General features: G+C 37.3%; 17 protein-coding genes. 1 reads left to right on the forward strand and 16 read right to left on the reverse strand.

The features are described 5' to 3' along the window. Positions 1-19: 19 nt before the first annotated feature. The 7 genes from ABH966_RS00715 to ABH966_RS00745 form a co-directional block, all read right to left on the reverse strand. Positions 20-775, reverse strand: coding sequence for a lantibiotic immunity ABC transporter MutG family permease subunit (locus tag ABH966_RS00715; protein ID WP_370075137.1), 756 nt, complete (start codon positions 773-775; stop codon positions 20-22). 3 nt (positions 776-778) lie between these two features. Then, positions 779-1,507, reverse strand: coding sequence for a lantibiotic immunity ABC transporter MutE/EpiE family permease subunit (locus ABH966_RS00720; protein WP_370075138.1), 729 nt, complete (start codon positions 1,505-1,507; stop codon positions 779-781). 1 nt (position 1,508) lies between these two features. Next, positions 1,509-2,216, reverse strand: coding sequence for a lantibiotic protection ABC transporter ATP-binding protein (locus ABH966_RS00725; protein WP_370075139.1), 708 nt, complete (start codon positions 2,214-2,216; stop codon positions 1,509-1,511). A 644-nt stretch (positions 2,217-2,860) separates the two neighbouring features. Then, positions 2,861-4,060, reverse strand: a complete 1,200-nt coding sequence (locus tag ABH966_RS00730; protein WP_370075140.1) for an MFS transporter — start codon at positions 4,058-4,060, stop codon at positions 2,861-2,863. Beyond that, a complete protein-coding gene (locus ABH966_RS00735; RefSeq protein ID WP_370075141.1) occupies positions 4,053-4,262 on the reverse strand; it encodes a hypothetical protein in 210 nt (69 codons plus the stop codon). The genes ABH966_RS00730 and ABH966_RS00735 overlap by 8 nt, the downstream gene beginning before the upstream one ends. A 308-nt stretch (positions 4,263-4,570) precedes the next feature. Continuing rightward, positions 4,571-4,717, reverse strand: coding sequence for a hypothetical protein (locus ABH966_RS00740; RefSeq protein WP_370075142.1), 147 nt, complete (start codon positions 4,715-4,717; stop codon positions 4,571-4,573). Beyond that, entirely contained in the window at positions 4,707-5,612 is a 906-nt protein-coding gene (locus ABH966_RS00745; RefSeq protein WP_370075143.1) for a DMT family transporter, read from the reverse strand. Before ABH966_RS00745 ends, ABH966_RS00740 begins: the two co-directional genes overlap by 11 nt. Before the next feature lie 145 nt (positions 5,613-5,757). Here ABH966_RS00745 and ABH966_RS00750 point away from each other — a divergent pair, with 145 nt between their 5' ends. Then, positions 5,758-7,083: an aminotransferase-like domain-containing protein gene (locus ABH966_RS00750; protein ID WP_370075144.1), complete on the forward strand. Its 1,326-nt coding sequence runs from the start codon at positions 5,758-5,760 to the stop codon at positions 7,081-7,083. Between the two features lie 168 nt (positions 7,084-7,251). Here the strand turns inward: ABH966_RS00750 and ABH966_RS00755 are convergent, their stop codons facing one another. From ABH966_RS00755 to rfbA, 9 genes are all read right to left on the reverse strand, one after another. After that, positions 7,252-8,118, reverse strand: coding sequence for a 2-oxoacid:ferredoxin oxidoreductase subunit beta (locus ABH966_RS00755; RefSeq protein WP_370075145.1), 867 nt, complete (start codon positions 8,116-8,118; stop codon positions 7,252-7,254). Continuing rightward, positions 8,118-9,857, reverse strand: a complete 1,740-nt coding sequence (locus tag ABH966_RS00760) for a 2-oxoacid:acceptor oxidoreductase subunit alpha (RefSeq protein WP_370075146.1) — start codon at positions 9,855-9,857, stop codon at positions 8,118-8,120. The genes ABH966_RS00755 and ABH966_RS00760 overlap by 1 nt, the downstream gene beginning before the upstream one ends. Positions 9,858-10,167: 310 nt before the next feature. Continuing rightward, positions 10,168-10,434 carry a stage V sporulation protein S gene (locus ABH966_RS00765; RefSeq protein ID WP_010858535.1) on the reverse strand — a complete coding sequence of 89 codons (267 nt, stop codon included), beginning with the start codon at positions 10,432-10,434 and terminating at the stop codon, positions 10,168-10,170. Positions 10,435-10,875: 441 nt separating this feature from the next. Then, positions 10,876-11,673, reverse strand: coding sequence for a TIGR00282 family metallophosphoesterase (locus tag ABH966_RS00770; RefSeq protein WP_370075147.1), 798 nt, complete (start codon positions 11,671-11,673; stop codon positions 10,876-10,878). A gap of 115 nt (positions 11,674-11,788) precedes the next feature. Then, positions 11,789-12,496, reverse strand: a complete 708-nt coding sequence (locus ABH966_RS00775) for a CpsD/CapB family tyrosine-protein kinase (protein ID WP_370075148.1) — start codon at positions 12,494-12,496, stop codon at positions 11,789-11,791. Positions 12,497-12,498: 2 nt separating this feature from the next. Continuing rightward, positions 12,499-13,212 carry a YveK family protein gene (locus ABH966_RS00780; protein WP_370075149.1) on the reverse strand — a complete coding sequence of 238 codons (714 nt, stop codon included), beginning with the start codon at positions 13,210-13,212 and terminating at the stop codon, positions 12,499-12,501. A gap of 301 nt (positions 13,213-13,513) precedes the next feature. Further along, entirely contained in the window at positions 13,514-14,866 is a 1,353-nt protein-coding gene (locus tag ABH966_RS00785) for a glucose-6-phosphate isomerase (protein WP_370075150.1), read from the reverse strand. A gap of 45 nt (positions 14,867-14,911) precedes the next feature. Further along, positions 14,912-15,805 carry a UTP--glucose-1-phosphate uridylyltransferase GalU gene (galU, locus tag ABH966_RS00790; RefSeq protein WP_370075151.1) on the reverse strand — a complete coding sequence of 298 codons (894 nt, stop codon included), beginning with the start codon at positions 15,803-15,805 and terminating at the stop codon, positions 14,912-14,914. Between the two features lie 443 nt (positions 15,806-16,248). Beyond that, a complete protein-coding gene (gene rfbA / locus ABH966_RS00795) occupies positions 16,249-17,139 on the reverse strand; it encodes a glucose-1-phosphate thymidylyltransferase RfbA (RefSeq protein WP_370075152.1) in 891 nt (296 codons plus the stop codon). Positions 17,140-17,172 lie beyond the last annotated feature (33 nt).

The raw sequence follows: 17,172 nt of genomic DNA on the forward strand, positions 1-17,172 counted from the left end.
TCTACCCTCATCATTTTCCCTAACCTTCTGTTTTTCTTCCTTCCCATTTCCAAAACCATAAACAAGATAGGACTAACACTAGCAATGTTCCACAAACTGAAGCAATAATACCTTCCCGTAGTCCTACTTCCACCGTTGATAGGTCAAGCCCTGACGCCTTCATTGTCCATAATGTAACAAAGTGACCACCCCAACCATAAGGTATAAATGACCAAATACCATCACCTAGTCCAGTAAGCAGTAAGGCTACTAAAAGTGATTCCACAATCCCTAACCCGATTGAGGCGCCTTTACCAAAATGAAGACTAACAAAAAAATGTAAAATATATAAAAATGCAAAGCTTACAAATAGAATACATCCAGCTATAAAATAAAATTGATAACCAAAAGTATCTTCATGCAAAAGGTCAATAAAACCAACACTAAAAATACCGACAGACAGTAATATTGCTCCAAAACTATATAATAATAACAATAGTAACTTGCTTAAATAGGCAACTATTTTTGTTTTAGTAGCTGTTAGCATCTCCTGAAAATGTCCTGCAGTTGCTTCTTGCTCAGCTACCATTGCACAAACTAATCCAATAATAATTGGAAACCCGCATGCAACTCCTTGAAGATAAGCCGTTACCCTATCAGTAAAACCCCATGGTGAGTAAGTATAGTATGCTAAAAATATCCCTGAAATAATAATAGGTACAATTAGATGTGTGAGCAAAAATGGCGTTCTTTTTGTTTTAAGAAACTCTGCTCTAAGTAATCTTAACATTACCATACACTATTTCGCCTCCCTTTTTTGAAACCAACGTGCAGTAAAGAAGCTAAGTAATGCAAACCATGCTAAAGCAATTAATATACCTGGAACTATAACCGACATGCTTAATAAAGGGCTACCCTCAGGCACTGGCAGACCATTTGGTAAAATCTCTAATGTTGGACATATTAGTCTTGCTGTAATGGCGTAAGGAACACTATACCAAAAATCCCCAATAGCAAATGCAATCATACCAGCAAGATTGCCGACTAAATTTATAAAAATAGCCATATAAGTTCCTAATTTTGCCGTAAGGAATAAACAAAGTGGAATTTGCCATAAAAACGTTACGAAAATTAACAAACTACCTGTAAGACTATTTATGAAAGAAAAGCTATTACCAAAAAGTATTCCACCAGCAGTAATTCCTGCAAAGAAAATAAGTGAAATTAATAACAACCAGGCACTACATGCAAGTATTTTGCCAAACCAAATCTTCTTCAGATCAATCGGCATTGCGAGAATACTATGATATTTCAATTTAGCATCTTTTTCCACCACTATTGCACAACATATCGTCAGAGCACCTGGTAAGAGCATTGTATACCACCAATTATAAGCACCCTTTTGAAAATAGCTTCCTCCCATTAATAATGCAGTTAGTACTATCCCCACTATGGGTGCTAGCCAAACTAATTTAACAATAAAAGTCTTTTTCCATTTTAATCTTTCAGCCTTCATAATTGATATCATGTTACATGCCTGCCTTTCTATTGGTAGACACTACTTGCATAAATAATGATTCTAATTCCTGTCCTTGTGGCGCAACTCCCTGATAACCTAATTTTCCTCCCGCTATAATGCCAATTTCATCAACGACCTGCTCTACCTCTGACAGGATATGGCTAGATAAAATGACAGTAATCCCTTGCTCTGGAAAAGAGCGAATCAGTTTCCGAAGCTCTTGAATGCCGATTGGATCGAGGCCATTCGTTGGCTCATCAAGTATTAAAAGCTTTGGATAGTTTAATAACGCAATAGCTATTCCTAGGCGTTGTTTCATTCCTAACGAAAACTGTCCTGCTCGTTTTTTTCCTGTATTGGTTAAGTCAACAATTCTTAATACTTCATCAATACGTGACTGTGGCAATCCGAGGGCAATCGTTCGAACCTTTAGATTTTCTCTTGCCGTTAAATTTTCATAAAGCGGTGGTGTTTCAATTAATACACCAATGTCTTTTAAATCATTTCGATTCCATTCACGTCCATTCAAAAGAATCTTTCCTGCATTCGGACGCAGCATCCCTGTTATCATTTTTAACGCTGTTGATTTCCCAGCACCATTTGGACCAAGTAAACCGTAAACAGTATTGCGAGGTATCGTTAACGACAAGTCCTCTACAATTTTTTGCCCCTTAAAGCTTTTACTAAGATTTTCTGTTTGTAAAATAATATCTTCCATCTATAATCATCTTCCTTTCGATGACTATAGTGTAGGAAATGATTATAAGGATTTTATAAGGATATCGAAATTTTTTGTGGAGAATTACTTAGAAAACAATGATAGATTATAGCTTCGGCAAAGCGAGGGGTTGATTTCCGTTCCGACTGAGCGCTTTCCTGGGGGCGTCCGATGAGCCGCTTCACTCGCGCTGCTCGCTCCAGGGTCTCATCTGTGACGCTAATCCCCAAGGAGTCGCTCAGTCTCCACTCCAATCAACCACTTCACTTATCGTGTACCTCTTGTTATAAAACGAAAAAATACAAAGGCTAACACTATGCCAGCCATTAGCGGAGATTTCCATACGAAAACTTCGGGATGAACAAGAAAATTCCTATTGAGGCATGGATGAAGATATGCACGATTGTTTACTAATGCAGTCTATTTTAGTTTTTAAATTTTAGTGAAGTACGATTAGCATTTATCAATCTGAAGATGAATGATATTTGGATTAAGTAGGATTTCACAAAAAAACAAAACATTCCTGCTTGTTTTATTTTCATTGAACAAGCAGAAATGTAAATGGTGTTTCTTTTATCAAAGTTTCGACATATTCACTGAGATAAACATTTAATGACTCTAATAAAATTTTAATATACTACTATTTACTGCCGACGAGGCTTAAATGCTTGTTCTTTTTTTCTGTATACTATCAATAAACCAATTAAACTTAATAATAAAAGTATCCAAGGAAAAGAACCTGCTCCCATTTGATTTAACATTAATCCACCTACAAATCCACCACCAGCTACGGAAAGGTTGAATATCGTTACAAAAATAGATTGTGCAACATCTGCACCTTCTCCGGTAGCATCTGCCATGGCTGTTTGCAATAACGTTGGTGCTCCGCCAAAAGTTAGTCCCCAAGCAGCTATGGAAAGAAAAATGAGCAGTGTCATCCCATTTGCGATTCCTAACACCAAGGAACTAATTGCAAAAGCTCCCAGACTAATTATTGTCATCAAGCGTAAATGATGATCAATATATATACCAATGATCCAAATGCCTACTATCGACGTAATACCAAAAGTAAATAAAGCAAAACCTACATGATTGGCAAGTCCGACATGAGTCATGTATGGGGCAATATAGGTGTAGAGAATATTATGACCCAAGATCCATACCAATACAACACACAGTATTGGACGTACACCAGGCAATCTGAGGATCTCATAAATAGATTGACGCTGTCCGGTAGTTTGTCCAGGATAATCTGGTACTTTCGTATAAATCCATATCATTAAAAGGAGTGTCCCCCCGCTGATAATTAAAAAGATGGCTTGCCATTCCAGATACATCCCCAACCAAGTTCCAATTGGTACACCCAGTGACAATGCAATCGGCTGTCCTGTTCCTGCGATAGCTAGTGCACGACCTTGTAAAGGCGGTGCTACCATACGACGCGCATATCCTGCTACCAGTCCCCAGAGCAATCCAGTAGCCATTCCTGCAATAAAACGTAATACCAAGGTAAGCACATAATACGGTGAAAGTGCTGTTAATGTATTGGCAAAAAACAAAATACATAGTGCCATTAACAACACTTTTTTCCGGTACCATCTTTGTGTTAATGCAACAAGTGGGATAGCTGCTACAACCGATCCAATTGCAAAAAGTGTGACAAACTGACCTGCCAATGCCTCTGAAATATCAAGCCCTTGACTGATTTGCGGAAGTAAGCCGGCAGGTATCGTTTCTGTCATAATGGCAAGAAAACTGGCAACTGATAGTGCGATGAGATTCCATATTGGGAGTTTTTCGGTGTGTAATGCTTCTTGATTGTCTAGTCTAATCGATTTATTCACCTTTTTTCCCTGCTAACCGGGAAGCTGCCATATCTTTGTCACCATGTCCTTTATCAACCGCACGTTGAAACCTTTGTAATCCGGCACGTGTAATATCAAACTTATGTTTTTGTAAATTTGCAGTCACAGGAGCACCTACAATTCCTGTACCAAGTACAGGAATTGTTTTTACTTCTGATTTTATACCATTAATATGAACCATTTATATACCTCCAGTAAATAAACTATTATCAAAATACAATCCTTGGTACTGCTCCAGCCCTTTTCAATTAAGCATCTATCACTCCTAATCAGTCTGTTAATCCTCATTATGATAGAAGTTTTGACTTTGTGTTCTAAAAAATAATGCATTTGTATCGGTACGAATGCATCAGACTGTAGATAAACTCGAGAAAATTTGAGAGTTTATCTACAGTCTTTGTATGAAGTAAAGCTGTTAATTTCCTCTATGGGCGAATGCTTTCCGTAGGCGGGATTGAGCTACTTCCCTCCACCTTTTTTGCATAACAGTTACTGCGATTCTCGTAGTCGCAAAATAGATTTTTCAAAACCATACGATGATACACCGCGCTGAATATCCTCATAAATACTTCCTTCCAAAACATTGCGTTTTTTCTTATTTCCATCAAATTCTTGAATGGCATTTTTATGCTGCATTAGAGCAATCCGTTTTCTTCTTAGCGTTCACCAAAATAACTCCTAAAATAATTACCACCGCACCGATAACATGGTAATAATGGAACGACTCGCTTAAAAACAATACGCCCGAAAGAATTGTTATCAAAGTAGTAACATTGTTAAATACACTCACTTGAATAACCGGTAATTTGGATACGGCGTAAATAGACAATAATGACGTACCGAGTGTAGATAGAACTCCTAAAAATAAAATCGATAACAAATAAGGAATCTCCTTTACGGAATCCACATATTCATTGACAGACCCTCCGTTTATAAAGTACATAGCATTAAAGAATAGAAAGCCACTGAACATGATATATATCGTAATTTGGATTGGAGCCACTGTTTTTGTTGCGCTTCTAGACATCACTTGCCAAATGGCCATTGCCAAAATAGAAAATATAATCAACAGGTTACCGATTAGATGAAATTCATATCCTCCCGAGTTATTCATCAGCTGTAAAAAAACGACTCCTGCAACGCTCAAAGAGATTCCTATTCCTTGTATTCTTTGAATCTGTTCTTTCAAAAATAATCGTGCCAATAGAACCGTTATGGCAGGAGCAATAGCTTGGATGATTCCTGCTTCTGTAACAGTTGTCTGATTAAGTCCAAGTATCTGGCTGCTAAAAAACAGAATCGGATAAATCAGCGAAATAACCAACACCAACATAACTTCCTTCCGATTTAACCTTAAGTTAATCGGTCTTATGGCTAGTAATAGAAGCAATCCTAAAAAGGCAAATGTAAATCGTTGCGCTAATATTAGTAATTGTCCTTCATATGTTAAGGCAATTTTGATAAACATAAAGGAAAATCCAATAATAATGGAAAAAACAACGGCTGCCACTAATGCACTATTTTTTCTCACGATTTCCTCCCTCCTTCTTTTTTAGAATAAAGGAAGAATGTTGTATACATTGAATTTCTTTTTATCTCTGTATCGATACGGACAAGGCATAATCAAGCATAGCTAGAATAAATTCATGGTAATCTATTGTTATGGGAGGGATAGCATGCGGAAACATCAACTGATTGCAAATAGCATACTGCAAGATATTGAGCAGGGAAAATATAATGAGCGTCTCCCATCTGTAAGGAAATTGATGGATACTTTTGGAGTGAGTCAAGTCACGATAACACAAGCACTGCAACATTTGATTGGAATGAATAGAATATACGCTAAGCCAAATGTAGGCTATTTTATTATTTCAAAAAAAGGAAAAGCTGCTTCTTTTAATGGAATATACGACTTTTCCACTGCCTCTACTTCCTGGACGGACTTTCCATTGGACAGTTATTCGCAATGTTTGGAAACAGCTATTCAAAATGGAAAATCAGAATTATTCACCTATGGAGCAACAACCGGTAATGAGGAACTGAAAAGCTTATTTCAAAAATTATTAGCAGAAGATCAGATTTTCTCTAAAAAAGAACAAATCATGATAACAAGCGGTACACAGCAAGCTTTGCATATTCTGGCTTTAATAATGATGACCAAAAAAGAATCCATTCTGATAGAGCAGCCAACCTATCATCAGATCATAAATCTGATTGAACGTCTCCATTTGGATTATATTACCTGCTACCGAGATTTTGACAAGATAGATTTAAAAGAATTAGAAGAAATGATTAAAATCAAGCGTCCCAACTATGTCTATTTAATGCCACGGCTTCATAATCCACTTGGTACTACCATGGATGAACAGGAAAAATGTATGCTTTTAGATTATGCGAAAAAGTACCATTTTTATATAATAGAAGATGATTATTTGGGTGATTTTGAAGGAAGCAATAGCTACAAAACACTTTATGAAATGGATACGAATCAGTGCGTAATTTATTTAAAGAGCTTTTCTAAAATTATGTTTCCTGGTCAGAGGTTAGGTATCACTGTTCTGCCCGAGGACATGATCGAGACCTTTCGAAGCTTTAAAGAGGTTATTGATATCCATACGAATTCTTTAAGTCAAGTTATTATGCAGACGTTTATGGAAAGTGGGTTATATGCACACCATAAGGATAAAATCGTGTTCAGACATCAACAGAAAGCAAACACTCTGCGTGAGGTACTAAGAACTTACTTTTCTGACTATCAATTTAATGATAATCATCAAATGCATACGGTAATCAAGCTTCCGAAACAAATAAATATGAATAAGCTTCACGAAGAATTAGCCAAACGACAAGTTTTAGTAGATGATTACAAAAAAAATTATATAGCTGGATATAAACATAATCATAAATTTCTTAAGCTGAACACAACTAGTATCCCAGAAAATAAAATTGGCGAAGGGATTCATTTAATTCAGGAAGCTATAGAAACAAGTAAATTATTTTGATATTTTACTTTGTATCGTTACAAAGTCATTTTCATGATCACTATCAGCGTTACATGCTATGCCTTACTCATGGTTCAATAGCGAATACCTGCTACGTCGTTCCCCACGAATTACACAAAAAAAAGCATTTGGAATGTCATCATTCCAAATGCTTTGATTTTATCATTCTTACATAAATTCTTTCACTAATTCATTAAAATCATTTTCGCTCATTTTAATATCAATATCCGTTAATGGTAGCTCTGAATAGCCTGGTACTTTTTCTTGATATGAAGCTGTTTCAGTATCCTGATAAATAATACCTGTTACTAAACCTTCATGCTCCATCACTGTACGCATTGCCATACTACGGTCAGAATTGTCATAGCCTTCAATATCAGCAAGCTTCGTTAAGTTTTCTTTAAACCAATCATACGTGTTCACTTTGTTATACGTAACACAAGGTGAGAATACGTTGATGAATGAAAAGCCTTTATGATTAATGCCCGCTTCAATTAAAGCTGTTAACTCTTTAATATCCGTTGAGAAACCTTGTGCGACAAAAGTAGCTCCGCTTGTTAAAGCTACTTCTAATGGTTTTAATGAAGGCTCAATCGCACCACCTGGCGTAGATTTTGTAATAAACCCTGCAGCAGAACGTGGAGATGTTTGCCCCTTTGTTAAACCATAAATTTGGTTATCCATAACGACGTATGTGATGTCAATATTACGACGGATAGCATGAATTGTATGACCCATACCAATCGCAAATCCATCGCCGTCACCACCAGAAGCAATAACGTTTAACTCACGGTTAGCCATTTTTAAACCTTGTGCAATTGGTAATGCACGACCATGAATACCGTGGAAGCCGTAAGAATTAATGTAGCCTGAAATACGACCAGAACAGCCAATCCCAGAGATAACGGCTAATTCGTTTGGTTCAATACCAACATTTGCCGCGGCGCGCTGAATCGCTGCTTGAACAGAGAAGTCACCACAGCCTGGGCACCAGTTTGGTTTCACTGTATTACGAAAATCCTTAAATGTTGCCATTAGCGAGTCAACTCCTTCACACGATTTTCTAATTCACCTGGCAAGAATGGTGTACCATCATATTTCGTAATAGTCTCGATTTTATCGTGACCACCAACATTCATCTTCATAATATTTGCCAATTGACCTGTGTAGTTATTTTCTACAACGATTACTTTTTTCGCTTTTGCTACAAGTGGTGCCACCTCAGCAGATGGGAATGGGTGAATTAAACGAATATGTGCATGGTTCACCTTCATACCTTGAGCATTTAAGCGTTCTTGTACTTCTTCAATTGCTCCACGTGTTGAGTTAAAGCCCACTAATAAAACATCGGCTTCTTCGTGTGGCGCGTTTGAATATACTGGATGATCAAATTTCAATGCCGCTAGCTTACGGAAACGTTTATCCATTTGTACTTGACGGTTACCAGATGCTTCAGATGGTTTACCTGTTTCATCATGCTCAACCCCTGTTACATGGTGAATACCATTCATCGTACCAGGTAGCACACGTGGTGAAATACCATCTTCCGTATCTTCATAACGTTTGAAGTATGCTTTATCAGCTGCTTCTTCAATGTCGCCTGTAACAATTTTACCACGACGAATTTCAATTTTATTGTAATCGAATGGCTCTACAGATTGTTTACCAAGAGATAATTGCAAGTCAGTCATTAAAATAACTGGTAATTGTAATTCCTCTGCAATGTTAAATGCTTGGATTGTGTCAAAGAATGCTTCTTCCATTGTAGATGGTGCAATGACTACTTTTGGAATTTCACCATGTGTACCATATAACATCGCCATTAAATCTGATTGCTCTTGTTTTGTTGGTAATCCTGTAGATGGACCACCACGTTGTGTGTCAACAACAACTAGTGGCTGCTCTGTCATACCTGAAAGACCAAGTGCTTCCATCATTAATGAAAGACCAGGGCCAGCAGAAGCTGTAAAGGCACGAACACCACCAAAGTTTGCCCCAATTGCCATTGTCGCTGCAGCAATTTCGTCTTCTGTTTGAATAACCGCACCACCGAATTTCGGTAATTTTTTAATAAGATATTCCATAATCTCAGAAGCTGGTGTAATTGGGTAGGCTGCCATAAAGCGTGTCCCAGCTGCAAGTGCACCAAGTGCTACTGCATCGTTTCCGATCATGAACATACGGCGTTTACCGTCTGCTGGTGCTAAAGCCCAGTCACCTACACGATCGCCTAACAGCTCATTCATTAATTCATGACCGCGTGCAATGGCCTCCATATTTTTTTGAACAACTTCTTCACCTTTTTTGCCAAAAATATCATCAACAACATTTTGGAACACTTCGTCCTCTAGATTTAGCAATGAAGCTGTTGCTCCGATCGCCACCATATTTTTCATCAACGAAGTACCAAGCTCTGCCGCTACCTCTGTAAAAGGTACTACAAATATTGGCGCTTTTGAATCTTCTGGCTTCACTGGAGTAAATTTTGAATCCGCTAAAATAATGCCTGTTTCTGTTAATTCTTTATAATTGACGTCGATTGTTTCTTGATCGAACGCTACTAAAATATCTAAATCATCCGCAATTGAACGTACTTCTGTTGGACGAACTGTAATTTTATTATTCGTATGGCCACCTTTAATTCGAGAAGAGAAATGACGATAACCGTACAGGAAGTAACCTAAACGATTCATTGCCGTTGAGAAAATTTCGCCTGTACTTTCAATCCCTTCACCCTGTTGCCCACCGACTTTCCATGAAAGCTGATGTAACATGTCAACAACTCCTTAGATCCAATGTATATACTATTATTTTTCCTTCATAAGTTTAACACGAAGAAACGGTCTGCACTATTGTTATTCCTCGATTTAAAAGAAATTCAGACCTTTGACTGAAAATAGCGTTCATAAAGTTGTAATTTTAAAATCAATTAAGTTTAAAAAATTAATTTGCGGATTTCAAGTGACATTTAACATATTAGTATGTAGAGCATGGAGGATTCTCTTCCTCAAATCCCGATTGTCTTATAAACAAAAAAAATGCCTTGCAGCTTATTATGTGCAAGGCATTTTACTTTATTACTTTTTATCGAACACGTTTTTCCACAAGAAGCTTTAAGGCTGTACGTTCCTCACCAGCAATTAAAATATCGGCAAACGCCGGTGCGCAAATTAAATCCGTGCCACTTGGCGCTACAAATCCGCGTGCAATGGCCACTGCTTTCACGGCTTGGTTAAGTGCCCCTGCCCCAACTGCCTGCATTTCTGCTTGCCCTTTTTCTCTGATTACCGCGACTAATGCACCTGCAACTGAATTTGGATTAGAGCGTGATGATACTTTTAATGAATCCACAATTATTCCTCCCCGTTTCGCGAATAGTGTTTACGCTCAACAACTCATGTCCCCCTTGTTTGGACCTTAAGTTATTGTCGATAGGTCATTTTATGCTCGGCGAGAAGGAAATAGACTATTTTCATTTCTTATATATTGAAACAATCAAAAAAGACTGAAAATTTCATGTGGAAAATTTACTGGATCGATGAAATAAAGATATCATATTAAAAATAGTGGGGCTCATCAAAACGTGAGGGTGATTTCCGTTCCAGGCTACTCGCTTTGCTGCTGTAGCGAAAGCAAAGCGGCAGCTACAAAGCGCCCAGTCGGAACGGAAATCAACCCTCGTTTTGCCGAAGAGCCTTATTATATTTAATAGATGCTTTAATTTCATTGACATAACAGTTTTTCAACACAAAAAAACTATTGTGCATTTTTAATACACAATAGTTTCTCTTCTTATGCTTGGAACGGATAATCTTCGTTTATATAAATTCGCTCGCAACGTAGTGCTTTTCCTGTTTTATCATCAATCTCTACAAAGAAACCACTTAACACATCGCGTCCTTTTTTAGGCACTTCAAAACGAGATGGCATGTTTGTTTGGAATTTATAAATGACACTTTCCTTCGTCATCCCTAAAATTTCATCGTATGGACCTGTCATACCAACATCCGTAATATAGGCTGTTCCATTTGGATAAATACGTGCATCAGCTGTTTGCACATGCGTATGTGTACCAACGACTGCTGAGGCCTTTCCATCTAAGTGCCATCCAAGTGCAATTTTTTCACTTGTCGCTTCTGCATGAAAATCCACGAATACAAGCGGTGACGTTTTATGTGCTTCTTCGATTAATTTCTCTGCCATCGCAAACGGATCCTCATGAGGAGGTAAAAATACCCGTCCATGTAAATTAATAACAGATAGTGTTACACCGTTTTTTGAAATTTGCACCATTCCTTTACCTGGTGCATCATTTGAAAAGTTCGCCGGGCGTATTAAATACTCTGCATCATCAATAAAATCAAAAATATCTTTATTATCCCAAGTATGATTGCCCATTGTGATAACATCTACACCCATTTGCAATAGATCATTATAAATATTTCGTGTAATGCCGCGACCTGCTGCTGCATTTTCACCATTGGCAATAATAACGTCTGTGTTATATTTTCTCTTTAAGCGTGGTAAATATTTTTCCACTGCATCGCGGCCGATTGAACCGACGATATCCCCAATAAATAGTACTTTCATTTGCAAGACCACTCTTTCTTTAATTAGCATCTTTTAGTTTACCATCTACCCCTAGTAAATCGCAAAATAAAACGCAAACCCATCCTGGATTTGCGACTAAGAAAGTTATTAAATTTTAATTATCTGTATATTGATAATAATATTGGCTTTTTGGCATGCTATATTTATTTAACACAACACCAATAATATTGGCTTTCGAAGCAGCTAAGAGTGTTTTCGCTTTTCCTACATCCTCTTTTTCTGCAATACCCGCACCGACAATTAATAGCGAACCATCGCATTTATTAGATAAAATTTGAGCATCAGCTACAGGTAATAGCGGAGGGGTATCAAAAATGATAAGATCAAATTTTTGATTCACCTCTTCTAAAAATCTATCCATAGTATAGGATAACAGTAATTCCGCTGGATTCGTTGGGATTGGTCCACTTGTAATGATAAACAACCCTTCCACAGATGTGTCCTGTAATACTTCATCATATTGACATTTTCTTTCTAATATTGATGATAACCCAAATAAATTGATAATATTAAATATATTATGCAACGTCGGTTTACGCATATCAGCATCTACGAGCAATACCCGTTTTCCTTCTTGTGCAAAAACAACACCAAGATTGGCAGCATTTGTTGACTTTCCTTCACCTGGTATAGAAGACGTAACTACTATCGTTTTAAGACCTTGCTTTGGCATAGCAAACTTAATATTCGTACGAATGGTCTTAAATTGCTCAGAAATCATTGATTTCGCATCCAAAACTGTAATAAGTTGACGCGGTTTTGTTAACAGTTTCTGGTTCTTTTTCTTTTTGGAACGAAGCATTTTTATGTCCTCCTAGCTTTACGGGATTTATAATTTTTTTCGGTGGGAAAAGCACCAACCAACCCCATAATAGGCAATGCTAAATCTTCAATATCCGACTCCGTCTTTATTGTTGTATCTAAAAACTCCAACAATAGAGCAATCCCTACACTAATTACAAACCCAATTACGGCACCCATGACAATATTAAGTAGTTTATTTGGTTTCACAGGGCTAGAATCTTTACTTATTTTTGCCTCTGATAAAATATTTATATTATCAACATTCATTAGTTTCGGTATTTCTTCTTTAAATATAGTGGCAACTGTATTCGAGATGGTAACTGCTTTTTCTAAATCTGTATCTAAAACTTTAATATTAACCACTTTGGAGTTACTTTCGCTAGAAACGGTTATTTGCTCTGCCAACATTTCTGTTGTAATGTTTAGTTCAAGCTTATCAATAACTTTGTTTAAAATAGCAGGACTCTTAATAATAACATTATACGTATTGATTAATTGTAAATCCGTCTCTAGCTGTTGTGCCTGGGCATACGCTTCTTGATCATTAACTTTTTGATTCACTAAAAATTGCGTTTGTGCTTGATAGATAGGCGTAATTACAAAGTAACTTAGAGCAGCTGTAATGCCAATCGCAACAATAGTAAGACTTAGAATAAGGTATATACGCTTACGCAATATTTTAAATAATTTTTTCAAGTCAATTAGTTCTTCCACCTAAATTCCCTCCCTCGCCAAACCATTGTCGATGAATCAACTAAACGATTATATTTATCTTTCATATTGTTCGGCATCACTTTAATAGTTCCATTTACTTCGATTCTTCACCAAAACATGTACTGGATCGTATATACCACTATGGGTTGACGCTTTTCTTCAGGGCTTTCAACTTGTATACTGACGCTACACATAGTCGTAGAAAAACATTGCTGTTCCCGCTGGAGTCGCAACTTTTTTAAATTATCACTAAAGCACATTTAATCATAATTTCAATAGATTATTCATTTGCATTTCCCAATCAATATTCATTTCGAATATAAACGCTACTTTTTGGTAGTTCCATGCCTAATGAATCTATCTTGATGGAATTATTAAATGTTTGTAATAGTTCTAACGTCTTTCGTTTATACGCTTCTACACCTGGCTGATCAAACGGATTTACTCCTAGAAGACTTGCACTCATTGCACATGCCTTCATAAAGAAATAGATTAAATAACCTATGTGATAGGCATCTAGTTTTGGGAGCATCAATTGAATAACAGGTACACCACCCTCTGCATGAGCAAGTGCTGTCCCATTCATGGAAAGCCCATTAATTTCATTGAATGTTCGTTTCGATAGATAATTCAAACCATCCTCATCTCGCACATCATATGGCACTTTACAATCATTTTCTATTTCCTTAAAATGCAGTAATGTTTCAAATAGGATCGGACTTCCTTCTTGAATAAACTGACCTATAGCATGTAAATCAGTTGAATAATTAACTGTCGTAGGAAATAGACCTTTTCGCTGTTTCCCTTCACTTTCACCAAACAACTGCATCCACCATTCATGGAACTTACATAATGCAGGTTCAAATGAAGCGAGCAGCTCCACTCTATACCCTCGGTTAAACATCACATGTCGCAACACTGCATATTGATAGGCTTCATTTCGCTCTAGCGCTGTATCTTGCAATGTTAACGCAGCATCCCTAGCACCTGCCATAAGCATCCGAATATCAACACCCGCAACCGCTGCTGGTAATAGCCCAACCGGAGTTAACACCGAATAGCGACCACCAATATCGGCTGGAATGGTAAATTGTCTATAACCTATGCGATCTGCTATCTGTTTCAAACGTCCGTTTTCCGCATCAGTCGTCACAATAATTCTGTCAACAGCCTCTTCCCCGTAACGTTTTTCCATAAACTGTCGCAACACACGAAATGCGAGTGCTGGTTCCATCGTTTCCCCAGACTTCGAAATGACGTTCACATACACACTTTTATTCGCTAAATATTGAAGCAAACTATCAATATAGGAACCACTCATATTTTGTCCAACATATATCACTTCAATACCATCAGTAGGACGAGTAAAATAAGGTGACAACGCATCTTGGATGGCACGTGCCCCTAAAAATGATCCCCCCACGCCAATAACAACAAGTACATCTGCATACGCATGAATTTCTCGCTTAGTATCCTCAATACGTTGCAATAAAGCACGCTGATCTTCAAGAGGTACATGTAACCAACCCGTTAACATCTCGCTACTCTCCGCTAAATGACGGTGAATCCACTCTACTTCCGCCTCATATATTGACCAATCTTGCTTAGTCATTTCAAAATTGAAAATGCTCATTTGAATAGTACGAATCGTCAAATCATCTCGTCCAATCCTATAATTTGGAATTCCTACTGACGTAAATCATTTTAATTCGAAGTGACTCTCCCTAAGTTGCTTCACTTTATTCAACAGTAAATTGGTAATCGCTTCATGTAACTCATCACGATCCAACGCAAAATCAATAATTGTATTAATAAAGCCAATATGCTCTCCAACATCATAGCGGCTTCCTTCTATTTCAAATGCAAATACACGCTGACAACTATTTAATGCTTCAATCGCATCTGTTAATTGAATTTCACCGCCCTTACCTTTTTTTTGTTCATCTAAAAAGGTGAAAATTTTTGGAGTTAAAATATACCTTCCTATGATTGCAAAATTTGAGGGGGCATCTCCGAAAGCAGGCTTCTCGATAAATTCCCTTACTTCCATCAAACGATTTTCTGTTGAAATCGGGTCAATGATTCCATAACGATGAACATCTACATCTGGAACCTTTTGCACACCTATAATACTCGAATACGTTTGATCATATTGCTCGATTAATTGTTTCAGACACGGAATCTCATTTTTTACAATATCATCCCCTAAAAGTACCGCAAAAGGTTCTTCCCCAATAAACTTACGTGCACACCATATCGCATGACCAAGGCCTAGAGGTTCCTTCTGACGAATATAGTGTATATCTACTTTAGAGGAGGCCTTTACTTTCTCAAGCATATCGAACTTCCCTTTTTCTAGTAAATTTGCCTCGAGCTCAAACGCATTATCAAAATGATCCTCAATTGCCCTTTTATTTTTACCTGTAACAATAATGATATCCTCAATACCTGAAGCTACTGCCTCTTCAACGATATATTGAATAGTCGGTTTATCAACAATCGGCAACATTTCCTTCGGCATTGCCTTGGTAGCTGGCAAAAAACGCGTACCTAATCCTGCTGCGGGTATAATGGCTTTACGTATTTTTTTCATTTAATCTCCCTTCGTGTAAGGTGTAAGGCTGTCCTCTCCTATGGCATGTTGTTAATTTATTAATTCACGATCACGATTTAATTTACTTTTTAATATATTAATAACGATTACTTTTTATTCAAATATGTAATTGTCTTTTCCAATTTTAGTTAGTAATTATAAAAGTGCTACCTTATGCAGCAAACATTACAAAAGATAGCACTTTTCATTCTCATTAATACTGGCTCGTCACCAAAACTCGAGAATGACATCTGGCTAAGAGATATTTTAATAATAAAATACTGGGTAATTGGAGTGAAGGGTTAACCAGTGTAGCTAACAACATTCACCTTCCGCTACAGAGCAAAGTTTCATTGCCTCCAATAAATCCCGCTTCACCCGTGACAAGCACATTTTTTGTCCACCATTTCACCTTCGCTTTAACAATTCCCACTATAAAACCGCTACACGAAAATATGAGATTGCTTAAATGATTGAGAAACTTCCATTAAATATTTCCCATAGTCTGTTTTCATCAGCGGTTTTGCAAGTTCAATTAACTGTTGTTTTGTAATATACCCTTTTCTGAAAGCAATTTCTTCTATACAAGCAATGTACAACCCTTGCCTTTTTTGAATAGCTTCCACAAAATTTGATGCTTCTAGTAATGACTCATGCGTTCCAGTATCTAACCACGCCAACCCACGTCCGGTAAGTTCCACCTTTAATTCGCCTTTGAGTAAATATTCTCCAATAATCGATGTAATCTCTAATTCTCCTCGTGCTGACGGTTTTACATTTTTAGCGATGGCCACTACATTATTATCAAAAAAATACAAACCCGGTACAGCATAGGAAGATTTCGGAAATGCAGGTTTTTCTTCTATTGAAATAGCATTCATTTGCTCATCCACTTCAACGACTCCATAGGCTCTTGGATCGTTGACATAACAACCAAAAATTATACTCCCAGTCTTTAATGTAGCCGCTTCTTGTAATAGAACACTGAAATTGGAACCGTAGAAAATATTATCGCCTAACACTAAAGCGACCGACGAATCTCCAATAAATGACTCTCCGATAATGAAAGCCTCGGCTAAACCATTCGGATACTCTTGAATGGCATAATCAATAGACATACCCAAGTCTTGACCGTCACCTAAAAGCTCTCTAAATCCAGTCACATCACGAGGTGTTGATATAATAAGTACCTCTGTAATACCAGCAAGCATTAATACAGACAGTGGATAATAAATCATAGGTTTGTCATAAACCGGCAATATTTGTTTTGAAACCGACTTTGTCAGCGGATAAAGCCGCGTCCCTGAACCTCCTGCTAATATAATTCCTTTCATCCATATCCCCCCATACCTAAGACGTGTTCATCA

Source organism: Lysinibacillus sp. RC46 (assembly GCF_041262385.1).
Classification (GTDB): domain Bacteria; phylum Bacillota; class Bacilli; order Bacillales_A; family Planococcaceae; genus Lysinibacillus.